Genomic DNA, 22,202 nt, shown 5'->3' on the forward strand with positions numbered 1-22,202 from the left:
ACCGCGAGGGCCCCGTGCCTCAGCCCGCCAGGCAGGACGGGCCGAGCAGCACCTTCAGATCGCCGAACAGCGCGGGGTCGGGCTGGACCCGGTGCCGGTCGAGACGGAGCACGGTGGTCTTGCGGGCGCCCTGGAGCTTGATCCGCACCTCCGTGTTGCCCTTGTGGTGGCCCAGGATCTCACCGAGCCGACTGATCATGGGCGGAGTGACCTTCACCGTCGGAATGGTGATCACCACGGGTGCGTTGGTGCCCGCCGAGGACAGGTCGGGGACCATCAGCTCCATCGCGACCAGCCGCGGGACGTCCTCGCGCTTGTCGAGCCTGCCCTTCACGAAGACGACCGTGTCCTCGACGAGCTGGGTGGACACCAGCTGGTACGTCGCCGGGAAGAACATGCACTCGATCGAGCCCGCCAGATCCTCGACGGTGGCGATCGCCCAGGCGTTGCCCTGCTTGGTCATCTTCCGCTGCAGGCCCGAGATGATCCCGCCGATGGTGACGACCGCGCCGTCGGCGTGCTCGCCGCCGGTGAGCTGGGCGATGGCCGCGTCGGTCTTGTCGCTGAGCACGTGCTCGATACCGAAGAGCGGGTGGTCGGAGACGTACAGGCCGAGCATCTCCCGCTCCTGGGCGAGCAGGTAGGACTTCTCCCACTCCACGTCGGAGAACTCGACGTCGAGTCCGAAGCCGGGCTCACCGCTGGCCTCGTCGCCCATGCCGCCGAAGAGGTCGAACTGGCCCTCGGCCTCCTTGCGCTTGACCGCCACCACGTTGTCGATCATCGGTTCGTGCTGGGCGACCAGGCCCTTGCGGGTGTGACCCATCTCGTCGAAGGCGCCGGCCTTGATCAGCGACTCGACGGTCCGCTTGTTGCAGACGACGGCCTCGACCTTGTCCAGGAAGTCCGGGAACGAGGCGTACTTCCCCTTGGCCTTGCGGCACTTGATGATCGAGTCCACGACGTTCTGCCCGACGTTCCGGACGGCGGTGAGGCCGAACAGGATCACGTCGTCGCCCTGGGCCGCGAAGTTCGGCTCCGACTCGTTGACGTTGGGCGGCAGGACCTTGATACCCATGCGGCGGCACTCGTTCAGATAGACGGCCGACTTGTCCTTGTCGTCCTTGACCGAGGTGAGCAGCGCCGCCATGTACTCGGCCGGGTGGTTGGCCTTGAGGTACGCGGTCCAGTACGAGACGAGGCCGTAGGCGGCGGAGTGCGCCTTGTTGAAGGCGTATCCGGCGAAGGGGACCAGCACGTCCCACAGCGCCTGGATGGCCTCGTCGCTGTAGTCCTTCTTACGGGCGCCTTCCTGGAAGAGGACGAAGTTCTTCGCCAGCTCCTCCGGCTTCTTCTTGCCCATCACGCGGCGGAGGATGTCGGCCTCGCCGAGCGAGTACCCGGCGATGATCTGGGCGGCCTTCTGCACCTGCTCCTGGTAGACGATCAGGCCGTAGGTGACGTCCAGGACCTCCTTGAGCGGCTCCTCCAGCTCCGGGTGGATCGGGGTGATCTCCTGCTGGCCGTTCTTGCGGAGGGCGTAGTTGGTGTGCGAGTTCATGCCCATCGGGCCCGGCCGGTAGAGGGCCGACACGGCGGAGATGTCCTCGAAGTTGTCGGGCTTCATCAGCCGCAGCAGCGAGCGCATGGGACCGCCGTCGAACTGGAACACACCGAGGGTGTCGCCGCGCTGCAGCAGATCGAACGTCGTGGGGTCGTCCAGCGGCAGGCTCAGGAGGTCGATGTCGATCCCCTTGTTGGCCTTCACCATCTTGACGGCGTCGTCCATGATCGTGAGGTTGCGCAGGCCCAGGAAGTCCATCTTCAGCAGGCCGAGCGACTCACAGCTCGGGTAGTCCCACTGGGTGATGGTGACGCCGTCGGTGTGCCTCACCCACACCGGGACATGGTCGGTGATGGTCTCGCTGGACATGATCACGCCGGCGGCGTGCACGCCCATCTGCCGGACCAGGCCCTCCACACCGCGGGCGGTGTCGATGACCTTCTTGACGTCCGGCTCGTTCTCGTACATCCCGCGGATCTCGCCGGCCTCGCTGTAGCGCGGGTGCTGGGGGTCGAGGATGCCGGAGAGCGGGATGCCCTTGCCGAGGACGTCGGCGGGCATGGCCTTGGTGAGCCGGTCGCCCATCGCATACGGGTAGCCGAGCACCCGGGCGGAGTCCTTGATGGCGTTCTTGGCCTTGATGGTGCCGTATGTGCCGATCATGGCGACCTTGTCGGCGCCGTACTTCTCGGTCACGTACCTGATCACCTCGACGCGCCTGCGCTCGTCGAAGTCGATGTCGACGTCGGGCATCGAGACGCGCTCGGGGTTGAGGAAGCGCTCGAAGATCAGCCCGTGCGGGATGGGGTCGAGGTCGGTGATGCCCATGGCGTACGCGACGATGGAGCCGGCCGCGGAGCCCCGGCCGGGACCGACCGCGATGCCCTGCTTCTTCGCCCACATGATGAAGTCGGCGACGACCAGGAAGTAGCCCGGGAAGCCCATCGAGATGATCGTGTCCATCTCGTACTCGACCTGCTTCATGCGGTCGTCCGGGATCCCGTCGGGGAAACGCCGGTGCATCCCGCGCATGGTCTCCTCGCGGAACCAGGAGACCTCCGTGTGACCCTCGGGGATGTCGAACTTCGGCATCAGGTCGCGCTTCTCGAACATCCCGGTCGTGTCGACCTGCTCGGCGACCAGCAGGGTGTTGCGGCAGCCCTCCTGCCAGGCGTCGGAGGAGTCGATCGCGTACATCTCGTCGGTCGACTTCAGGTAGTAGCCGGTGCCGTCGAACTTGAAGCGGTCCGGGTCCGAGAGGTTCTTGCCGGTCTGGATGCACAGCAGCGCGTCATGGGCGCCGGCCTCGTGGGCGTAGGTGTAGTGCGAGTCGTTGGTGACCAGCGGCGGGATGCCGAGCTTGCGGCCGATCTCCAGCAGCCCGTCCCGGACCCGGCGCTCGATCTCGATGCCGTGGTCCATCAGCTCCAGGAAGTACCGGTCCTTGCCGAAGATGTCCTGGTACTCGGCCGCCGACTTCAGGGCCTCGTCGAAGTGACCGAGGCGCAGCCGGGTCTGGAGCTCGCCCGAGGGGCAGCCGGTGGAGGCGATCAGGCCCTCGGACCACTTGGAGATCGTCTCCTTGTCCATCCGCGGCCACTTCTGCAGCCAGCCCTCGGCGTACGCGTCCGAGGAGAGGCGGAAGAGGTTGTGCAGACCCGTCGCGTTCGCCGCCCAGATCGTCTTGTGGGTGTAGCCGCCGGAACCGGAGACGTCGTCCCGCTTCTGGTGCGGCTGGCCCCAGAGGATCTTCCGCTTGTTCCGCCGCGACTCGGGGGCGACGTAGGCCTCGATGCCGATGATCGGGGTGACCCCGGCCTTCTGCGCGGAGTGGAAGAAGTCGTAGGCGCCGTGCAGGTTGCCGTGATCGCTCATGGCGATGTGCGTCATGCCCATCTCGTTGCAGGCGCTGAACATGTCCTTGAGCCGCGCGGCACCGTCCAGCAGCGAGTACTGGGTGTGGACGTGAAGGTGCGTGAAGGGCGGCTTGGTCACGGCGGGAGGCCTCCAGGACGGTCCGGTTCGACAGCCTGGAAGTCTATGCCTCCGCACCGACAGAAGACGGCCGGGCACCACCACCGGCGGGCAGTGGCGGGCGGGCGCGCCGTGCACCCGGTTGTGCGCGGTGCCCGGGCGCGCCGGGCACTCCGCACTACGGTCGTGCGTTGAGCCGGACGGACACCCGTCCGCCACGTCACGCACCAGCACGATCCAGGAGGCACCCCAGCGATGTCGGTCCACCAGCCCACGGCCGGCGAACGCGGCGAGGAGATCCTCGCCGTGTTCGGTACCGCCTTCGGCGAGCTCCTGGCCGCCGACCCGGCCGCGTTCCGGGTGAAGTTCCGCAAGATGGCGGCCTCGGCCTTCGCCTTCTACCGGGGCTCGGCGAGCCTGTTCTACGCCGATCTGGAGCGCGAGCAGCACGCCGGCCCGTATCTGGACGACCGCACCGGCCGGGTGTGGATCCACGGCGACCTGCACGCCGAGAACTTCGGCACGTACATGGACTCCAACGGCCGGCTGATCTTCAACGTCAACGACTTCGACGAGGCGTACGTGGGCCCCTTCACCTGGGACCTCAAGCGGCTGTCCGCCTCGCTGGCGCTGATCGGCTACACCAAGGCGCTCAGTGACGAGCAGATCACCGGGCTGGTGCGGGTCTTCGCCGCCGCCTACCGCGAGCGCGTCCACGCCCTGGCCACCGGCGCGAAGGACGACGAGGTGCCGCCCTTCACCCTGGACACCGCGGAGGGCCCGCTGCTGGAGGCGCTGCGCAGCGCCCGCTCGCTGACCCGCTTCGGGCTGCTGGACTCGATGACCGAGATCCGCGACTTCGAGCGGCGCTTCGCCGGGGGCGGCGGCGCGATCGAGCTGGACGCCGCGACCCGCTACAAGGTGCTGGCGGCGTTCGACGGCTATCTGGAGACGCTGCCCGAGTCGAGCCTCGCCCGGCCCGACTCGTACCGGGTGAAGGACGTGGTCGGGCGGCGCGGCATCGGCATCGGCTCGGCCGGCCTGCCGTCGTACAACATCCTGCTGGAGGGCAACAGCGACGCTCTCGAGAACGACGTCGTGATCTACCTGAAGCAGGCGCAGACCCCGGCGGTGTCCCGGCACATCACGGACGAGCGGGTGCGGAGCTACTTCCACCACGAGGGGCACCGCACGGTGATCTCGCAGCGCGCCCTGCAGGCGCACGCGGACCCCTGGCTGGGCTGGACGGAGCTGGACGGCTCGGGCCAGCTGGTCGCCGAGGTCTCCCCGTACGCGGTGGACCTCGACTGGTCGGACATCGACGACCCGGAGGAGATCGCCGCCGTCGTCGCCGACCTCGGCCGGGCGACGGCGGCCATGCACGCGGCGGCGGACGACGAGAGCGGTCACTCCCTGGTCCCGTTCTCCACCGAGCGGGCCATCGACGCGGCGATCGCGGCGGACGAGGACGGCTTCGGGGAACTGCTGGTGGACTTCGCGCACGGCTACGGCGCCCGGGCCCGCGCCGACCACCAGATCTTCGTGGACCTGTTCCGCAACGGCCGGATCCCCGGGCTGTAGCCGGCCGGTCACCCGGGAGCCGGGCGGGGTCGGGGCGCCGGCGGCCCGGCCCCCGGGCCACCCGCGGGACCGGCCCGGGGCGGCACCCCGAGGCGACCTCCTTCCTCGTGGAGCGCGGACGGGTCAACGGCGTCCGCTACCGCACCTCCGACGGGCGCACCGGCGAACTGCGGGCCACGCTCACCGTCGCGTGCGACGGCCGCGGCTCCATCGCGAGGCCGCTGCCCGAACTGGGCCTGGAGAGCTTCGACTGCCCGATGGACGCCTGGTGGTTCAGGCTGCCCCGGCACGAGAGCGACCCGAGCGGGCTGGTGGGAGGGGTCGGCGACAGGTTCTTCAGCGCACTGATCGACCGCGGCGAGGCCGAGGCGTCCGGGGCCCGCCCGGACCACGCTGCTCCAGCACTTCCGGGGCTGGTTCGTGCGTACCGAGGGGCCGGCGGCAGGGCGGCCGGATCCTTAGGGACCTCTTACCGAGCGGCATGGCACACTCCAGACGATGCCGGATTCCCCGCGGGCACCGCTGCCGGGGAGCCGGCTTTTGCGGACGTTCACCCAGTCAGGAGCCCCGTGCACATAGGCGAGACCCGGCTCAGAGGGCTGCGGGCGGCGGTTTTCACGGCACTCGTCGTGACGCTGTCCGTGGCCTCGCATGTGCTGCTCTCCGGGGTGCCGCTGCCGCTGCCGACCGTCGCGACGGTCGCCGGCGGCGTGTTCCTGGTCACGTACGCCCTGGCGGGCCGGGAGCGGGGGTACGGGCCGATCGCGGCCGTGCTGGTCCCGCTGGAGCTGGCGGCGGACACGGTCTTCACGTCCGGCCAGCACGTCTGCTACGGCGCCGCGGGCGGACCCGTCGCCGGTTCGCTCCGGGCCGTCGGGGTGGATGTGCTCTGCGGCGGCGCCGCCGGGGCGCAGCTGCCCGGCGTGGCGGCGGCCGACGGCCGGCTCGCCGCGCTGGTCGACTCCCCCGACCCGCACGTGCCCTGGCTGCTGCTCGCGGCCCATGTCTCCGTCGGGCTGCTCGCCGCGGCCTGGCTGCGGCACGGCGAGTCCGCGCTCGCGGGTCTGCTGCGAACGGCGGCACTGGCCGCGTTCCGGCCCCTGCTGGTCGCGGTCGCGGTCGTCCACCGGCGCCCCGCCGCCCACCCCCCGGAGCGGGTGGCGGCCCGCCCGTTCACCGCCCGCACCCGTCACTTCGTGCACTCCGTGCGACGCAGGGGACCGCCGCTGCCGGCTCCGGCTCTCGTCTGAGCCCCGGCACGTCCCCGCCGGCCTCTTCCCACCCTTCCCACGGATTTCCACCCGGAGAAAACGATCATGAGTGCACGCAACAGCCGCGCCAACAAGGCCGCCGCCCGCGAGCGTCTGCGTCTGGAGCGCGAACGCCAGGCGAAGAAGGACAAGATCAGGCGGCAGATCGTCGTCGCCGTCTCGACCGTCGCGGTCCTGGCGGCCGCCGGCGGCATCGGCTACGCCGTCATGCAGGCCAACAAGCCCTCGGCCTGGGAGGCGGCGAAGGACGCGAAGGTCGTCCAGCCCAAGAACACCGAGGGCGAGAACGGCACCACGGTCGTCATCGGCAAGCCGGCCGCGAAGAAGACCCTGGAGGTCTACGAGGACTCGCGCTGCCCGGTCTGCGCGACCTTCGAGCAGGCGGTCGGCGAGACCATGAAGAAGGACGTGGACGCGGGCAAGTACAAGCTGAAGTACGTCGGCGCGACGTTCATCGACAAGACCGACAACGGCGAGGGCTCCAAGAACGCCCTCTCCGCCCTCGGAGCCGCGCTGGACGTGAGCCCCGAGGCGTTCATGGACTTCAAGGCGGCGCTCTACTCCGCGAACTTCCACCCGGAGGAGAGCGACGACAAGTTCGCCAAGGACGCGTATCTGCTGGAGATCGCCGACTCGGTGGACGCGCTCAAGAACAACGCGGCGTTCAAGAAGAACGTCGAGGACGGCACGTTCGACTCCTGGGCGCTGAAGATGTCCGAGACCTTCGACGACAGCGGGGTGACCGGCACGCCGACCCTGAGGATGGACGGCAAGAAGGTGGTCGCGGAGGGCAGCGAGAACGCGCCGATGACGGTCGAGCAGTTCAACGCCGCGGTCGACAAGGCGCTCAAGGGCTGACACCGCACCGAACCGGCCATCGAGGTGGGCCGTGCACCGGGAGTCCCCGGCGCACGGCCCACTCGCCGTAGCGGCCCCGGTGCCGGCGGCCGGAGCGCGCCGCACCACTGCGGGCCGTGCCCGGGGCCGCCGTTTCCCGGACCGTGCCCGGGACCACCGCTTCCCGGGCGGAGCCCGCCCGCCCCGGACCGCCCCGCCCGTGCCCACCGCCGGGCGACGGCGGGCACGGGCAGGCCCCGGCCTGCAACGGCAGGCAACCACAGGGCAACCACAGGCAACGGCAGGCAACGGCAGGCGGACAGGCGGAATCCGGTAGGCGAACTTCCTGAATTCGCCTGCCAGTTCGCCCTACCGGTCAGTAGTCTGACCGGCCGTGACCAGTAGACTCACCTCATCCCCCAGCCGCCGCTCGGTCGTCAAAGCCGCTGCCGCCACCGCTGTCGCCACCGCCGCCGTCCCCGCGTTCGCGGCCTCCTCCCCCGCCCTCGCCGCAGAGCAGGGCACGGCCTTCCGCCACGGGGTCGCCTCGGGCGACCCGCTCCCCGACGGCGTACTGCTGTGGACCCGCGTCACCCCGGCCCCCGACGCGCTCCCCGGCTCCGGCAAGGGCCCCGCCACCGAGGTGAGTTGGGAGGTCGCCGAGGACAAGGGCTTCGCCAGGGTCGTCGCCGGCGGCCTGACCACCACCACCGCGGCCACCGACCACACCGTCAAGGTCGACGTCAGGGGGCTGCGCCCGGCGACCGCCTACTACTTCCGCTTCACCTCCGGCGGCAACGTGTCCGCCACCGGCCGCACCCGGACCGCGCCCGCCGCGGACGCCGCCGCGCCGGGGGTGCGCTTCGGCGTGGTGTCCTGCGCCAACTGGGAGTCCGGGTACTTCGCCGCGTACCGCCATCTCGCGGCCCGCGCCGACCTGGACGCGGTCCTGCACCTCGGCGACTACATCTACGAGTACGGCACCGGCAGCTACCCCGCGGACAAGTACGTCGTGCGCCGGCACGAGCCCGCCCACGAGATCACGACGCTCTCGGACTACCGCGCCCGGCACGGCATGTACAAGACCGACCCCGACCTCCAGGCCATGCACGCCGCCCATCCGCTCGTCGCGATCTGGGACGACCACGAGATCGCCAACGACGCCTGGGCGGGGGGCGCGGAGAACCACACGCCCGGCACCGAGGGCGACTACGCGGCCCGTGCCGCCGCGGCGAAGCGGGCCTACTTCGAGTGGATGCCGGTGCGCACCTCCACCGAGGGCACGGTCTACCGCCGGCTGCGCTTCGGCAAGCTGGCCGATCTGCATCTGCTGGACCTGCGGTCGTTCCGCTCCGAGCAGGCGTCCGTGGGCAGCGGCAAGGTCGACGACCCGGAGCGTACGATCACCGGCCGGGCCCAGCTGGACTGGCTGAAGGCGGGCCTGGCGTCCTCGGACGCCACCTGGAAGCTCGTCGGCACCTCGGTGATGATCTCGCCGGTGGCCTTCGGTTCCGTACCCGCCCATCTGCTGGGGCCGATAGCCGGGCTGCTCGGGCTGCCCAAGGAGGGGCTCGCCGTCAACGTGGACCAGTGGGACGGCTACACGGACGACCGGAAGGAGCTGCTGAGGCACCTGACGGACCGGGGGATCGAGAACACCGTCTTCCTCACCGGTGACATCCACATGGCCTGGGCCAACGACGTACCGGTCACGGCGGCGACGTACCCGGTGTCGCGGTCGGCCGCGACCGAGTTCGTGGTGACGTCGGTGACCTCCGACAACCTGGACGACATCCTGCGTGTCGCCCCCGGCACGGTGTCCCTGGTCGCGGCCACCGCCGTCAAGGCCGCGAACCGCCATGTGAAGTGGCTCGACATGGACCGCCACGGCTACGGCGTCCTGGACGTGACCGCCGAGCGGTCGCAGATGGACTACTACACCCTCTCCGACCGGACGCGGCAGGACGCGACCGCGTCCTGGGCGCGCTCGTACCGGACGCTGAGCGGGACGCAGAAGGTCGAGCGGGTCAAGCAGCCGGTGCGCTGACGCTCACCCCCGCGGCGGTTCCTCCCACCTGGCGCCACGAACGCGCCGGGGGTACCGGTCGACGGGCGGTTCGAGCCGATCGGGCGGCTCGGCAGCGGCGGCACGGGCACGGTGTGGCGGGCCCGCGGCACCGTGCTCCACCGCCAGGTGCCCCTGACGGCGGTCGCTCCGAGCCCGTCGGTTCCGGCGCGGCCGCTTCTGCCGGGCGTGCCACGGGTCCTGGCGGGGGGCGGACCACCCGCGGCCCGGTGTGCGCGCCCCTCCGCTACGCGGGGTCCGCCGCCTCCTCGAGCGTCTGCAGAAAGCCGAGTGCCGCGCGCCACGTCCGGTCCGCCGCCTCCTCGTCGTGGTCGGGGAGGTCCGGATCGGTGTACAGATGGCCCGCACCGGGGTAGCGGTGGACCTCGACGTCCGCCCCGGCCCTGCCCATCCGCAGATACCAGGCGGTGAGCCAGTCGTGAGGCTCGAACGGGTCCGGATCGGCGACGTGCAGCTGTACGGGGAGATCCTCCGCGTGCGCGTGCTCCGCGATGTCGGAGGTGCCGTGCAGCAGCAGGAGCCCTCGGGCCTTCTCGTCACCGAGGGCGAGGTTCTGGGCGACGGCCGCGCCCAGCGAGAACCCGGCGTACACCAGCCCGCGGTCGGAGTGCGGCGCGGCGGCGGCGATCGCCCGCTTCAGCAGCTCGTCCACTCCGACCTCGTCCTTGTACGCCCTGCCCTCCTCCACGGACGAGATCACCCGGCCGTCGAACAGGTCCGGGGTCCAGACCCGGTGGCCTGCCGCTCGCAGCCGCTCGGCGGCGGCGAGTACGGCGGGGCGAAGGCCGTACGCCGAATGGAAAAGCATGATGTCCATGCGGTCAGGTTACGTTCGAGGGCATGGAGAACGTGCTTCGTCCGTTGATCGTCCTCGTCGGCTCCGTCCTGCTCACGCTGCTGCTCGGGTGGGTCACCGATCTGCTGCTGCGCCGTGCGGACGTTCGGCACAGCGAGACGCCGCTGTGGGGCCTGCTGCGCCGATGCCGGGTTCCGCTGCAGGTGGTGGTGCTGACCGCGCTGCTGCGAGGGACCTACACGGAGACCGCCATCGCGGTCGTCGAGGAGAACGAGGGCCTGATCGGCCATGTCCTGACCCTCGTCCTCATCGCCGCGTCGGCGTGGCTGGTGGTGCGGATCGCCGCCGCCGTGGTGGAGGCCTCGTACTCCCGCTTCGCGGCCACCTCCCGGGACCTGGCACGGGTGCGCCGGGTGCGCACCCAGGTCGCACTGGTGCAGCGGATCGTCACCGCCGTGGTCGCCGTGGTGGCCGTCGCGTCGATGCTGCTCACCTTCCCCGGCATGAACAAGCTGGGGGCGTCGCTGCTAGCCTCCGCCGGTGTCCTCGGCATCGTCGCCGGTGTGGCGGCCCAGTCCACCCTGGGCAACCTCTTCGCCGGCTTCCAGATCGCCTTCGGCGACATGGTGCGCATCGGGGACACCGTCGTCGTGGACGGCGAGTGGGGCACGGTGGAGGAGGTGACGCTCACCTTCCTCGCGGTGCGGACCTGGGACGAGCGGCGGATCACGATGCCGGTGTCGTACTTCACCAGCAAGCCGTTCGAGAACTGGTCGCGCGGCGGCGTGCAGATGACCGGGACGGTCTTCTTCCACCTCGACCACACGGCGCCGGTGCACGAGATGCGCGAGAAGCTGCACGACGTGCTGCGCGAGTGCCCGGCCTGGGACGGCCGGGACTGGTCGCTCGCCGTCACGGACACCACGCCGAACACGATGGTGGTCCGGGCCGTCGTCACCGCGAAGGACGCGGACGACATCTGGACGGTACGGTGCGCGGTGCGTGAGCAGCTGATCGCCTGGCTCTGCGACCACCACCCGTACGCCCTCCCCCGTATCGCCACCTCCCAGGCGGTGTCCCCGCCCGCGGAGCACACCCAGCCGGAGACGCCCGCCCAGCGGACCGGCCGGGGCTAGCCGCGCCGGGCGATACCGGGCGACGCCAGGCGGCACAGGGCGACGCCGGGCAACGCCAGGCGGCACCGGGCGGCACAGGGACGCTCCGGGCGATGCGCGGCGGCGCCGAGCGGTACCGGGCGGCACCACGCGCCACCGGGCGCCGTTCCGGCTAATGGCCGCGTTCCGCACCGCCGTTGACCTGGATGACCTGGGACGTGATGTGGGCCGCGGCATGGGAGGCCAGCCAGCGGAGGGTCTGGGCGACGTCTCCGGGGTGGCCGGCCCGGCCGGTGGACGTCTCGGCGATGAGCTGCCTGCGGCGGTCCTCCCCGAGCCCGTCGCCGAAGAACCCGGTCTCCTCGACATAGCCGGGGGCGACCAGGTTCACCGTGATGCCGCGCGGCCCGAGGCGGCGGGCCAGGTCGTGCGCGTAGGGGTGCAGCGCGGCCTTGGAGGCCGCGTACGCGGCCGAGCCGGACCCCCGGTAGGCCGCGATGGAGCTGAGGAAGAGGACGCGACCTCCGGGTGTGGCCAGATGGCCCTCGAGGGCCTCGGTGAGGAGCGCCGCGGTAAGGGTGTTGAGCCGGAAGGCGAGCGTCCAGTCGTGGGCGACCGCCTCCAGCGGGTCCTCGGACCCGGCCCGGGCCTCCAGCCTGCCGCTGCCGCCCGCGCTGTGCACGAGCACGTCCACCGTGCCGTACTCCCGCGCGACGAACCGGGCGGCGCGGTCGGCGTCCCGGGGCTCGGAGAGATCCACGGCGCAGTAGCGTGCGCCGGGAATCCGCCCGGCTGCCCGTGCGAGCACCTCCTCGCGCCGCCCCAGCAGCAGCACCCGCTCACCGTCCGCGGCGAACGCCTCCGCCGCCGCCAGCCCGATTCCGGTACCCCCGCCACTGATCACCACGGTGCGCGCCATGCGCCGATCCTACGGCCGCGCCGCCTCCGGGAGCCGGTCCGAAACCGCCCCGTACGGCCGGTCACCGCCCCGTGCGGCCGGTCTCCGGGCACCGCGTCCACACGGAGCCGCTCAGCGCAGGCTGCGCACGTCCAGGTGCTGCAGGACGCGGTCGACGACCTCGGGGTCCACGCCGGGCTCGCTGCGCGCGGCGAGCACCTCGTGCCGGGCGGCCGACAGCATCTCGCGCTGCACCCGCAGGAACGCCCGCTGCCGGCCCGCCCGCCTGGCGAACCACTCGCGGCGCTCCTCGCCGACGATGTCCGGACTGATCCGGGTGCCGATGTCGTAGGCCGCGCGCTGAAGCCGGTCCGCGAGGTCCTCCGGCAGTTCCTCGACCTCCTCGATCTCCTTCAGCCGGTGCTTGGCGGCCCTGGCCGCGCGCAGCGCGAGGTCCCGCTCCAGCGCACGTTCGGCGTCGGTGTCGGCCCGTACGCCGAGCCGCTTGACGAGCCAGGGCAGGGTCAGTCCCTGGAGGACCAGCGTCGTCATGATCACTGCGAAGGCGATGAAGACGATCACGTCCCGGCCCGGGAACGGTGATCCGTCCTCGGTGCGCAGCGGAATCGCCAGGGCCAGCGCGACCGAGGCGACGCCCCGCATCCCGGACCACCACATGACCACGGTCTCGCGCCAGCCGACGGGGATCTCCTCGTCGAGGTCGCGCCGCTTGTGGAGCCGCTTGGCGAGCCGGGCGGCGGGCAGCAGATACAGCAGCCGCACTCCGATGACGGTGGCGACGACGAGCACGGACCCCGCGACCAGCCGTCCGCCCGGGCTGTCGGCGGTACCGAAGACGTGGTAGAGCTCCAGACCGATGAGGCCGAAGGCGACACCGGTCACGAGGGTGTCCACGACCTGCCAGAAGGTGTTGCCCGCGAGCCGCCACAGCACGTCGTCGGCGTCCACGGCGTGCTCGGCGAGGTAGAGGGCGGTGACCAGCACGGCGAGCACACCGGAGCCGAGCAGGTCCTCGGCGATCACATAGCTGACGAACGGCACGAGCAGGGTCAGCCCGATCTGCAGGGTCGGGTCGCCGAGCCGCCCCATCAGCCACTCGGAGAGCCGGCCGAGCGCGAGTCCGACGGCCACGGCGACGACGGCGGAGAGCACGAGCTCGCCGACGGCCCCGGGCCACGAGAACGTACCGCTGACGACCGCGCCGACCGCCGCGTGGTAGAGCACGATCGCGGTGACGTCGTTGAACAGCCCCTCCCCCTCCAGGATCGACACGAGCCTGCGGGGCAGCCCGAGGGAGCCCGCCACGGCGGTGGCGGCGACCGGGTCCGGCGGAGCCACGAGCGCGCCCAGGACGACCGCCGCGGCGATCGGCAGCGCGGGGAAGACCGCCTGCGCGACGGCCGCGACGGCGGTGGTGGTGACGAAGACCAGGGCCACGGCGAGCAGGAGGATCGGCCGGATGTTCGCGGTGAACTGCCGCCAGGACGTGCGCTGGACGGCGGCGTACAGCAGCGGGGGAAGCAGCAGCGGGAGGATGAGCTCGGGCGGGATGGAGACGTTGGGGACGAAGGGCAGGAGGGCGAGGACGGCTCCGAGGAGCGTCATCAGCACCGGCGCGGGCAGCCCGAGCCGCTCCCCGAGCGGCACGGTGACCACGGCTCCCAGCAACAGCACGAACAGCAGAGCCAGTTGGTCCACGAGCGCCCCTCGACGGTATGTCCTGCGACGATCACCGCGTCCAGCGTGCCATGTGTTTGACCGGATTCATCCGCATAAGCCCGGCCTGATCGCCCGCCGGGTATCCACCGAGCGCCCGCCACGGGCCACGGCGGACCCGTCGCGTGTGGGCGGGGACGGCAACGGCCGGGATGGCGGAAGCGGCGGGACGACGGCAACACGGGGGACAACGGCGACGGCGACGGCGACGGCCTACCGGACCAGGCGCGGCGGACCCGGCGGACTCGACGCACTGGGCGCACTGGGCGTACCGGCGCGGGGCGCGAGGGACCCCGCCTGGGCACGGTCCCGCCCGACACGGCGGACCCGGCCGGACACGGCACGGGCAGCACCGGGGCCCCGCCGCAGACGCGGCGGCGGAGGTGCGGGTACGGCGGTCGCCCAGCGGCGCGGCCACGCGCCGCTGGGACGTCCGGTCAGAGCGCTCGGCGCATGGCGCGGTGCGGGATGCCCGCGTCCGGGAACTCGGGGCCGTAGGCCGCGTAGCCGAGGCGCTCGTAGAACGGCAGCGCGTGGGTCTGCGCATGCAGATCGACGGCGGTGAGTCCGCGCGCACGGGCCGCGGACTCGATCGCGCGGACGAGCGCCGCGCCGACGCCACGGCCGCGGGCGGCCCCGGTCACCGCGAGACGCCCCAGGGAGCCGACCGACGGGTCGCCCCCGGTCTTGCCGGCCGCCGCCGGGCCGTACAGCAGCCGGCCCGTGCCCAGCGGGCCCTCCGGGCCGACGGCCAGAACGTGGATCGTGTCCGCGCCCTCGGCGTCGTACGCGTCGTACTCGATCTCCTGCGGCACTCGCTGCTCGACGACGAAGACCTCCTTGCGCACCGAGAAGCACGCCTCGCGGTCCGCGGGGTCCGTCGCCTCACGCACGGCGTAGCCGCCCGGGGTGACGGCGTCCGGGATGACGGCGTCCGGGGCGACGGCGTCCGCGGGCAGCCCCGCTTCCGGCTGCCCGCTCATGCGCTCTCCGCGGCGATCCGGTCCAGCGCCGCCTGCAGATCCGCGGGGTAGTCGCTGGCGAACTCGACCCAGCGGCCGTCCGCCGGGTGCTCGAAGCCCAGGCGCACCGCGTGCAGCCACTGCCGGGTCAGCCCCAGCCGCCGGGCCATCGTCGGGTCGGCACCGTAGGTGAGGTCTCCGACGCAGGGGTGGCGGTGTGCGGCCATGTGCACGCGGATCTGGTGCGTACGGCCGGTCTCCAGCTTGATGTCCAGCAGCGACGCGGCGCGGAACGCCTCGATCAGGTCGTAGTGCGTGACGGAGGGCTTGCCCTCGGCGGTCACGGCCCACTTGTAGTCGTGCTGGGGGTGGCGGCCGATGGGTGCGTCGATCGTGCCGCTCAGCGGGTCCGGGTGGCCCTGCACCAGCGCGTGGTACCGCTTGTCGACCGTGCGCTCCCGGAACTGCTGCTTGAGCAGGGTGTACGCGCGCTCCGACTTGGCGACCGCCATCAGCCCGGACGTGCCGACGTCCAGGCGGTGCACGATGCCCTGCCGCTCCGCCGCGCCCGACGTCGAGATCCGGTACCCGGCCGCGGCCAGTCCGCCGATCACCGTCGGCCCGGTCCATCCCGGGCTCGGGTGGGCCGCCACCCCGACCGGCTTCACGACCACGACGATGTCCTCGTCGTCGTGCACGATGTCCATGCCCTCGACCGGCTCGGCGACGACCTGCACCGGGGCGGGAGCCTGCGGCATCTCGACCTCGAGCCAGGCCCCGCCGCGCACCCGCTCGGACTTGCCCACGACCGAGCCGTCGACCTGGACCTTGCCCGCGGCCGCGAGCTCGGCCGCCTTCGTCCTGGAGAAGCCGAACATGCGCGATATGGCGGCGTCGACGCGCTCGCCCTCGAGGCCGTCGGGAACGGGCAGGGTGCGGGTTTCGGGAATCGTGCTCACCCGTCGAGTATGCCTTGTCGGTCCCTGTGACCGGGTCCGCCTGTGGACAACCCGCCCCCGGCCGCCCGTCTCGGGACCGCGGTCCCTCCCGGCCCGGCGCCGCCGCGGTGCCGTGGCTCGCGGACCGCGGACCGCGCCCTCCGGGTTCAGTCCTTGCGGAGCCTCAGTCCTCGCGGAGCCTCAGTCCTTGTGGACCGTGCCGTCCGGGTCCAGGCCCCTGAACGAAAGGATCACGATGAGAATGCCGCCGCACACGATCGCCGAGTCCGCCAGGTTGAACACGGCGAAGTGCTTCGGCGCGATGAAGTCGACGACCGCGCCCTCGAAGACCCCGGGCGAGCGGAAGATCCGGTCCGTGAGATTGCCCAGCGCCCCACCGAGCAGCATGCCGAGCGCGATCGCCCACGGAAGGCTGTAGAGCTTGCGCGCCAGCCGCACGATCACCACGATCACCACGGCCGCGATGATCGTGAAGATGATCGTGAACGCCTCGCCGAAACCGAACGCGGCACCGGGGTTGCGGACCGCCTCGAAGGTGAGCCAGTCGCCGATGACCCGGATCGGCCGGTGGTGCTCCAGCTTCGCGACGACCAGCATCTTGCTGGCCAGGTCCAGCGCGTACGCCACGGCGGCCACGGCGAACAGGGTGAAGACCCGGCGCCTGCCCCTGGGCCGCTCGGCGGGAGCCGCGGCCTCGTCGTCTACGTCCGGCGTACCGATGATGCGCTCCGCCTCTGCCACGTGAGTCCCTCAACCTAGGTGCCGACTGGTCACGAGGGTACGGCACGCACCTTGCGGGCCCGGCTCCGGACACAGTGCCCGCTGCCCGGAGCCGGGGGCGGGGTCAGCCCCGCCGCTCCTGCTTCTGCTTGTCCTCCACGCACAGGGTCGCCCGGGGGAAAGCCTGCATCCTGGCCTTGCCGATCGGGTTCCCGCACACCTCGCACAGGCCGTACGTGCCCGCGTCCAGACGGTGCAGGGCCCGCTCGGTCTGCTCGACCATCTCGCGGGAGTTGGCGGCCAGCGCCATCTCGTGCTCCCGCGTGATGTTCTTGGTGCCGGTGTCGGCCTGGTCGTCCCCCGCCCCGTCCCCGGAGTCCCGCATCAGCCCGGTCAGCGCCTCCTCGGAGTGGCTGATCTCGGCCTGCAGCCGGGCCAGCTCGCTCTCCAGCTCGGCGCGCGCCGCGGCCACCTCCTCGGGCGTCCACGGGTCCTCCCCCGGCCGTACCGCGAGGTCCCCCGGTGCCGCGGCGACACGGGCCTGCGGCACCGGCGGCGCGGTGTCCTTCGCGGCCGTAACGGACCCGCCCGCGCTCTTCTTGGCTGCCACCGTCCTGGCTCCTGTCTGCTCCGCGGCCTCGACCGCTTCCTCGGCCGCCCTGGCGGCCTTTCCGGCGGCTGCCCTCGCAGCCGCCTTCCTGCCCGGCGCCTTCCCGGCCGCCGCCTCGCCCGCCACGGTCTTCCGCGCGGCCGCGGCCTTCCCACCGGCCACCGCCTTCTTCCCGGCCACCGTCTTCTTCCCGGCCGCCGCCCTCTTCGACGCAGCGGCCTTCCGCTCGGCCGCCGTCTTCTTCCCAGCCGGCGCCTTCCCGCCCGCCGCCTCGCCGGGCGCCTCGGTCTTCCGCGCGGCCGCGGCCTTCCCACCGGCCGCCGCCTTCTTCCCGGCCGCCGCCTTCTTCCCGGCCGCCGTCTTCTTCCCGGCCGCCGTCTTCTTCCCGGCCGCCGTCTTCTTCCCGGCCGCCGTCTTCTTCCCGGCCGCCGTCTTCTTCGCCGCGGCGCTCCGCTTCGCGGCCGCGGCGGTCGTGCCCGCGCCGGTGGTCCTCGTACCCGCGTCCGGGCTCCGTTCCGCACCGCCGGTCTTCGAGCCCGCGTCCGTCTTCGCCGCGGCACGGGCCGTCGCCTTCCTCGCCGCCTTGCGGGCCGGCTCCTTCGCGGGCTCCGCGGCCGTACCGGCGGACTCTGCCGCTTCCTCGGCGAGGTGCTCCCGGGCGGGGCCCTTCGAGCTGCTCGCCGCCGCCGACCGCCCGGTGCCCGCGGACCGGGCCGTGGCGGACCGCTTGGCCGCAGCCGTGCCCTTGCGCGCGGTGCTCCTCGCGGGTCCGGCGGCCTTCCCCCTGGTGTCCGCGGAGGTCCCGGACCCGGACCCGGCCCCGGCGTGCGCGTGCGCACCGGAGGCGACCGCCTTGGCCACCCTCCCGGCGGACTTCTTCGCGACGACGCGCTTCTTGCCGTTCGTCTCCTTGGCCGCCGCCCCCGCAGCGGCGGTGGACCTTGCTGACGCCGTCTTCTTCACGGCGGTCTTCTTCGCCACCATGGCCGCGGCCCCTTCACATATTGTGATCTTGCTCGCGCATCGTGCTGGGACGATAAATCGACCCCAGCGCCGCGGCAACGGGGCACGCCGCCTTTCCGGCCCGCCCCGCGCCTTCCCCAACGCGAGCCTGCATCCGTTGTGCCCAGCTCCCCGCCCCCTAATCCGCCGGGCGCGGGCCGCCGGAACCGGCCGGGACCCTTGTGGCCATTCGGGTCACGCGTCCGCCCGGGCCCGGCCCGGCGGTCGTCCGGGAAATCCGGTCGGCCGCGTGGCTGCCGGGCCCGTACACTGGGCGAAGCGAAAGGCGTGGATGGGGACGAGTAGCGTCGTACGCGGCCATGAGCGACCCGGGGACGGTGAGAGCCCGGGGGCGAGCGCGGCGCGAAGGATCACCCCGGAGCCGCCGGAAGAACGCCCGCGGGCACACCGGGGCCAGTAGAGCCGGCATCGCTGCCCCAATGAGGGGGCTCCCCGGCCGCGCGCCGGAGGGCCAAGGAGGGTGGTACCGCGGGAGCGCAGCGCATCGGCTCTCGTCCCTCCGACGGAACAGAGACACTCCGTTGGAGGAGCCCGTACATGACGCCGCCGCAGTACCGCCAGGTACCCGCCCAGGTCGACCTGCCCGCGCTCGAGCACGCCGTGCTCGACTTCTGGCGGGAGAACAAGGTCTTCGCGAAGAGCCTCGAGCAGTCCGAGGGCCGCCCCGAGTGGGTCTTCTACGAGGGCCCGCCCACGGCCAACGGCATGCCCGGCGCCCACCACATCGAGGCCCGCGTCTTCAAGGACGTCTTCCCGCGCTTCCGGACGATGCGGGGCTACCACGTGGCCCGCAAGGCCGGCTGGGACTGCCACGGCCTGCCCGTCGAGCTCGCCGTCGAGAAGGAACTCGGCTTCAACGGCAAGAAGGACATCGAGGCGTACGGCATCGCCGAGTTCAACGCGAAGTGCCGGGAGTCCGTGACCCGCCACACCGACGCCTTCGCCGAGCTGACCACCCGCATGGGCTACTGGGTCGACCTGGACGAGGCGTACCGGACCATGGACCCCGAGTACATCGAGTCCGTGTGGTGGTCCCTGAAGGAGATCTTCGGCAAGGGCCTGCTGGTCCAGGACCACCGCGTCGCCCCCTGGTGCCCGCGCTGCGGCACCGGCCTGTCCGACCACGAGCTGGCCCAGGGCTACGAGACCGTCGTCGACCCGTCCGTCTTCGTCCGCTTCCCGCTGACCTCCGGCCCGCTCGCCGGCGAGGCGTCGCTGCTGGTCTGGACGACGACCCCGTGGACCCTGGTGTCCAACACCGCGGTGGCCGCCCACCCCGACGTCACCTACGTCGTGGCGACGAACGGCGAGGAGAAGCTCGTCGTCGCCGAGCCGCTGCTGGAGAAGGTCCTCGGTGTGGGGGCACCTCCCGGGCCGCAGGGCCCGGAGGGAGGCTGGGAGACCACCGGCGAGACGTTCACCGGCTCCGAGATGGAGCGCTGGGGCTACCGCCGCCCCTTCGAGCTCGTCGACTTCCCGGCGCCCGCGCACTACGTGGTCAACGCCGAGTACGTCACCACGGACGACGGCACCGGTCTGGTCCACCAGTCCCCCGCCTTCGGTGAGGACGACCTCAAGGTCTGCCGCGCCTACGGGCTCCCCGTGGTGAACCCGGTCCGCCCCGACGGCACCTTCGAGGAGGACGTGCCGCTCGTCGGCGGCGTGTTCTTCAAGAAGGCCGACGAGGCCCTCACCCAGGACCTGGCCGCCCGCGGCCTGCTCTTCCGGCACGTCCCGTACGAGCACAGCTACCCGCACTGCTGGCGCTGCCACACGGCACTGCTCTACTACGCGCAGCCGTCGTGGTACATCCGCACCACCGCGATCAAGGACCGGCTGCTCGCGGAGAACGAGGGCACCAACTGGTTCCCGGAGTCGGTGAAGACCGGCCGGTACGGCGACTGGCTCCACAACAACATCGACTGGGCGCTGTCGCGGAACCGCTACTGGGGCACCCCGCTGCCGATCTGGCGCTGCGAGGAGGACCACCTCACCGTCGTGGGCTCGCTCGCCGAGCTGAGCGAGCTCACCGGGGAGGACCAGTCGGGCCTGGACCCGCACCGCCCGTTCATCGACGCGGTCACCTTCGACTGCCCGCAGTGCTCCGCGACGGCGACGCGGGTACCCGAGGTCATCGACGCCTGGTACGACTCGGGGTCCATGCCGTTCGCGCAGTGGGGCTATCCGTACCGGAACAAGGAGATCTTCGAGAAGCGCTACCCGGCGCAGTTCATCTCCGAGGCGATCGACCAGACCCGCGGCTGGTTCTACACGCTGATGGCCGTCGGCACGCTGGTGTTCGACAAGTCGTCGTACGAGAACGTCGTCTGTCTCGGCCACATCCTCGCCGAGGACGGCCGCAAGATGTCCAAGCACCTGGGCAACATCCTGCAGCCGATCCCGCTGATGGACCAGCACGGCGCCGACGCCGTGCGCTGGTTCATGGCCGCCGGCGGCTCGCCGTGGGCGGCCCGCCGGGTGGGGCACGGCACCATCCAGGAGGTCGTGCGCAAGACGCTGCTCACATACTGGAACACGGTGGCCTTCCAGGCGCTGTACGCCCGCACCTCGGGCTGGGCGCCCTCGGCCGCCGACCCGGCACCGGCGGAGCGCACGGTGCTCGACCGCTGGCTGCTCTCGGAGCTCCACGCGCTGGTCGGCCAGGTGACGCAGGCGCTGGAGGCGTACGACACCCAGCGCGCCGGCAAGCTGATCTCGTCCTTCGTGGACGATCTGTCGAACTGGTACGTGCGCCGCTCCCGCCGGCGGTTCTGGCAGGGCGACGCGGCGGCGCTGCGCACCCTCCACGACGTGGTCGAGACCGTGACGCGGCTGATGGCCCCGCTCACCCCGTTCATCACCGAGCGCGTGTGGCAGGACCTCGTGGTCCCGGTGACGCCGGAGGCCCCGGAGTCCGTGCACCTCGCGACCTGGCCGGAGGCCGACCTCGCCGCCGTGGACCCGGAGCTGTCCCGGCAGATGGCGCTGGTCCGCCGGCTGGTGGAGCTGGGCCGTGCGACCCGCGCGGAGTCGGGGGTGAAGACCCGGCAGCCGCTGTCGCGGGCGCTGGTCGCGGCCCCCGGCTTCGAGTCCCTGCCGCCCGAGCTGCACGCGCAGATCACCGAGGAGCTCAACGTCTCCGCCCTGGCGTCGCTGACTGATGCCTCCGCTGGTCCAGCGGGCGGCGGATCCCTCGTCGACACGACGGCGAAGGCGAACTTCCGGGCGCTGGGCAAGCGGTTCGGCAAGGGCGTGCAGGACGTCGCCAAGGCCGTGGCCGCGGCTGACGCGGCGGGGCTGTCGCTGGCGCTGCGCTCCGGTTCGGCCGTGATCGAGGTCGCCGGCGAGCAGGTGACCCTCTCTCCGGAGGAGGTCATCATCACGGAGACGCCCCGCGAGGGCTGGTCGGTCGCCTCCGACCAGGGCGCCACGGTCGCGCTGGATCTGGAGATCACCCCGGAGCTGCGGCGGGCGGGGCTCGCCCGGGACGCGATCCGGCTGATCCAGGAGGCACGCAAGAACAGCGGCCTGGACGTCGCGGACCGCATCGCACTCCGGTGGGCGTCCTCGGACGCCGAGGTCGCCTCGGCGCTCACGGACCACTCCGGGCTGATCGCCGACGAGGTCCTGGCGACGGACTTCGCGACGGGCGAGGGCGACGACGCGTACGGGGCGCCGTTCACGGACGAGGGTCTGTCCCTGACGTTCCGCCTCCGCAAGGCCTGACGCGTCCCGCGTCCCGCGTCCCGCAGCGAGGGTCCGGCCCCTTCGGGTGCCGGACCCTTCGCGTCGGCGACCGCCGGCGGCCATCGGCGCCCTTCGGCGTCCGTGGGCGTCCGTGGGCGTCCGTGGGCGTCCGTCGGCGGCAGTCGGCCGGAGCCGTCATCGGTGCATCCGCGGGCGGTTGACGCGGCGTCGCGCGGTCCCGCGGAGGGGCGGCCGCCCACCGTACCGGCCGCGACCCCCGAACACCCCCTACCTCCGGACACCCCCGGACCGCGACGCCCACCGCCGGGCGCGCCATCGCACACGCGAAACGGGCCGGGCCCGGGACCTGAGTCCCGGGCCC

14 protein-coding genes are annotated in these 22,202 nt (G+C 72.1%); 6 read left to right on the top strand and 8 right to left on the bottom strand.

The window, feature by feature from the left end:
- Window positions 1–19 precede the first annotated feature (19 nt).
- Window positions 20–3,559: a DNA polymerase III subunit alpha gene (dnaE, locus tag DDW44_RS03565; protein ID WP_108905501.1), complete on the bottom strand. Its 3,540-nt coding sequence runs from the start codon at window positions 3,557–3,559 to the stop codon at window positions 20–22.
- 234 nt (window positions 3,560–3,793) lie between these two features.
- Here dnaE and DDW44_RS03570 point away from each other — a divergent pair, with 234 nt between their 5' ends.
- From DDW44_RS03570 to DDW44_RS03585, 4 genes are all read left to right on the top strand, one after another.
- Window positions 3,794–5,119 (top strand): DUF2252 domain-containing protein, encoded by a 1,326-nt coding sequence (locus DDW44_RS03570; RefSeq protein WP_017947463.1) that lies wholly within the window; start codon window positions 3,794–3,796, stop codon window positions 5,117–5,119.
- Window positions 5,120–5,688: 569 nt separating this feature from the next.
- Window positions 5,689–6,369, top strand: coding sequence for a hypothetical protein (locus tag DDW44_RS03575; protein WP_108908717.1), 681 nt, complete (start codon window positions 5,689–5,691; stop codon window positions 6,367–6,369).
- A gap of 66 nt (window positions 6,370–6,435) precedes the next feature.
- Complete coding sequence (locus tag DDW44_RS03580; protein WP_018890350.1) at window positions 6,436–7,248, top strand: DsbA family protein; 813 nt, start codon at window positions 6,436–6,438, stop codon at window positions 7,246–7,248.
- Between the two features lie 373 nt (window positions 7,249–7,621).
- Window positions 7,622–9,274, top strand: a complete 1,653-nt coding sequence (locus DDW44_RS03585) for an alkaline phosphatase D family protein (protein ID WP_108905502.1) — start codon at window positions 7,622–7,624, stop codon at window positions 9,272–9,274.
- 265 nt (window positions 9,275–9,539) lie between these two features.
- Here the strand turns inward: DDW44_RS03585 and DDW44_RS03590 are convergent, their stop codons facing one another.
- The gene (locus tag DDW44_RS03590; RefSeq protein ID WP_108905503.1) at window positions 9,540–10,130 is read right to left on the bottom strand and encodes a dienelactone hydrolase family protein; all 591 of its coding nucleotides are present in this window, start codon (window positions 10,128–10,130) and stop codon (window positions 9,540–9,542) included.
- A gap of 23 nt (window positions 10,131–10,153) precedes the next feature.
- On the opposite strand from DDW44_RS03590, the gene DDW44_RS03595 reads away from it, so the two are divergent.
- Complete coding sequence (locus tag DDW44_RS03595) at window positions 10,154–11,245, top strand: mechanosensitive ion channel family protein (protein ID WP_108905504.1); 1,092 nt, start codon at window positions 10,154–10,156, stop codon at window positions 11,243–11,245.
- Between the two features lie 151 nt (window positions 11,246–11,396).
- Here the strand turns inward: DDW44_RS03595 and DDW44_RS03600 are convergent, their stop codons facing one another.
- From DDW44_RS03600 to DDW44_RS03625, 6 genes are all read right to left on the bottom strand, one after another.
- On the bottom strand, window positions 11,397–12,143 hold the full coding sequence (locus DDW44_RS03600) for an SDR family NAD(P)-dependent oxidoreductase (RefSeq protein ID WP_108905505.1): 747 nt from the start codon (window positions 12,141–12,143) through the stop codon (window positions 11,397–11,399).
- Between the two features lie 111 nt (window positions 12,144–12,254).
- Window positions 12,255–13,841: a Na+/H+ antiporter gene (locus DDW44_RS03605; RefSeq protein WP_108905506.1), complete on the bottom strand. Its 1,587-nt coding sequence runs from the start codon at window positions 13,839–13,841 to the stop codon at window positions 12,255–12,257.
- A gap of 455 nt (window positions 13,842–14,296) precedes the next feature.
- Window positions 14,297–14,842, bottom strand: coding sequence for a GNAT family N-acetyltransferase (locus tag DDW44_RS03610; protein WP_166802712.1), 546 nt, complete (start codon window positions 14,840–14,842; stop codon window positions 14,297–14,299).
- Window positions 14,839–15,780 (bottom strand): RluA family pseudouridine synthase, encoded by a 942-nt coding sequence (locus tag DDW44_RS03615; RefSeq protein WP_017947454.1) that lies wholly within the window; start codon window positions 15,778–15,780, stop codon window positions 14,839–14,841. The genes DDW44_RS03610 and DDW44_RS03615 overlap by 4 nt, the downstream gene beginning before the upstream one ends.
- A gap of 180 nt (window positions 15,781–15,960) precedes the next feature.
- Window positions 15,961–16,521, bottom strand: coding sequence for a signal peptidase II (gene lspA / locus DDW44_RS03620; RefSeq protein WP_017947453.1), 561 nt, complete (start codon window positions 16,519–16,521; stop codon window positions 15,961–15,963).
- A gap of 103 nt (window positions 16,522–16,624) precedes the next feature.
- The gene (locus DDW44_RS03625; protein WP_108905507.1) at window positions 16,625–18,094 is read right to left on the bottom strand and encodes a TraR/DksA family transcriptional regulator; all 1,470 of its coding nucleotides are present in this window, start codon (window positions 18,092–18,094) and stop codon (window positions 16,625–16,627) included.
- 576 nt (window positions 18,095–18,670) lie between these two features.
- On the opposite strand from DDW44_RS03625, the gene ileS reads away from it, so the two are divergent.
- Complete coding sequence (ileS, locus tag DDW44_RS03635; protein ID WP_027731550.1) at window positions 18,671–21,859, top strand: isoleucine--tRNA ligase; 3,189 nt, start codon at window positions 18,671–18,673, stop codon at window positions 21,857–21,859.
- Window positions 21,860–22,202: the final 343 nt, after the last annotated feature.

It is taken from the genome of Streptomyces tirandamycinicus, assembly GCF_003097515.1.
Classification (GTDB): Bacteria; Actinomycetota; Actinomycetes; order Streptomycetales; family Streptomycetaceae; genus Streptomyces; species Streptomyces tirandamycinicus.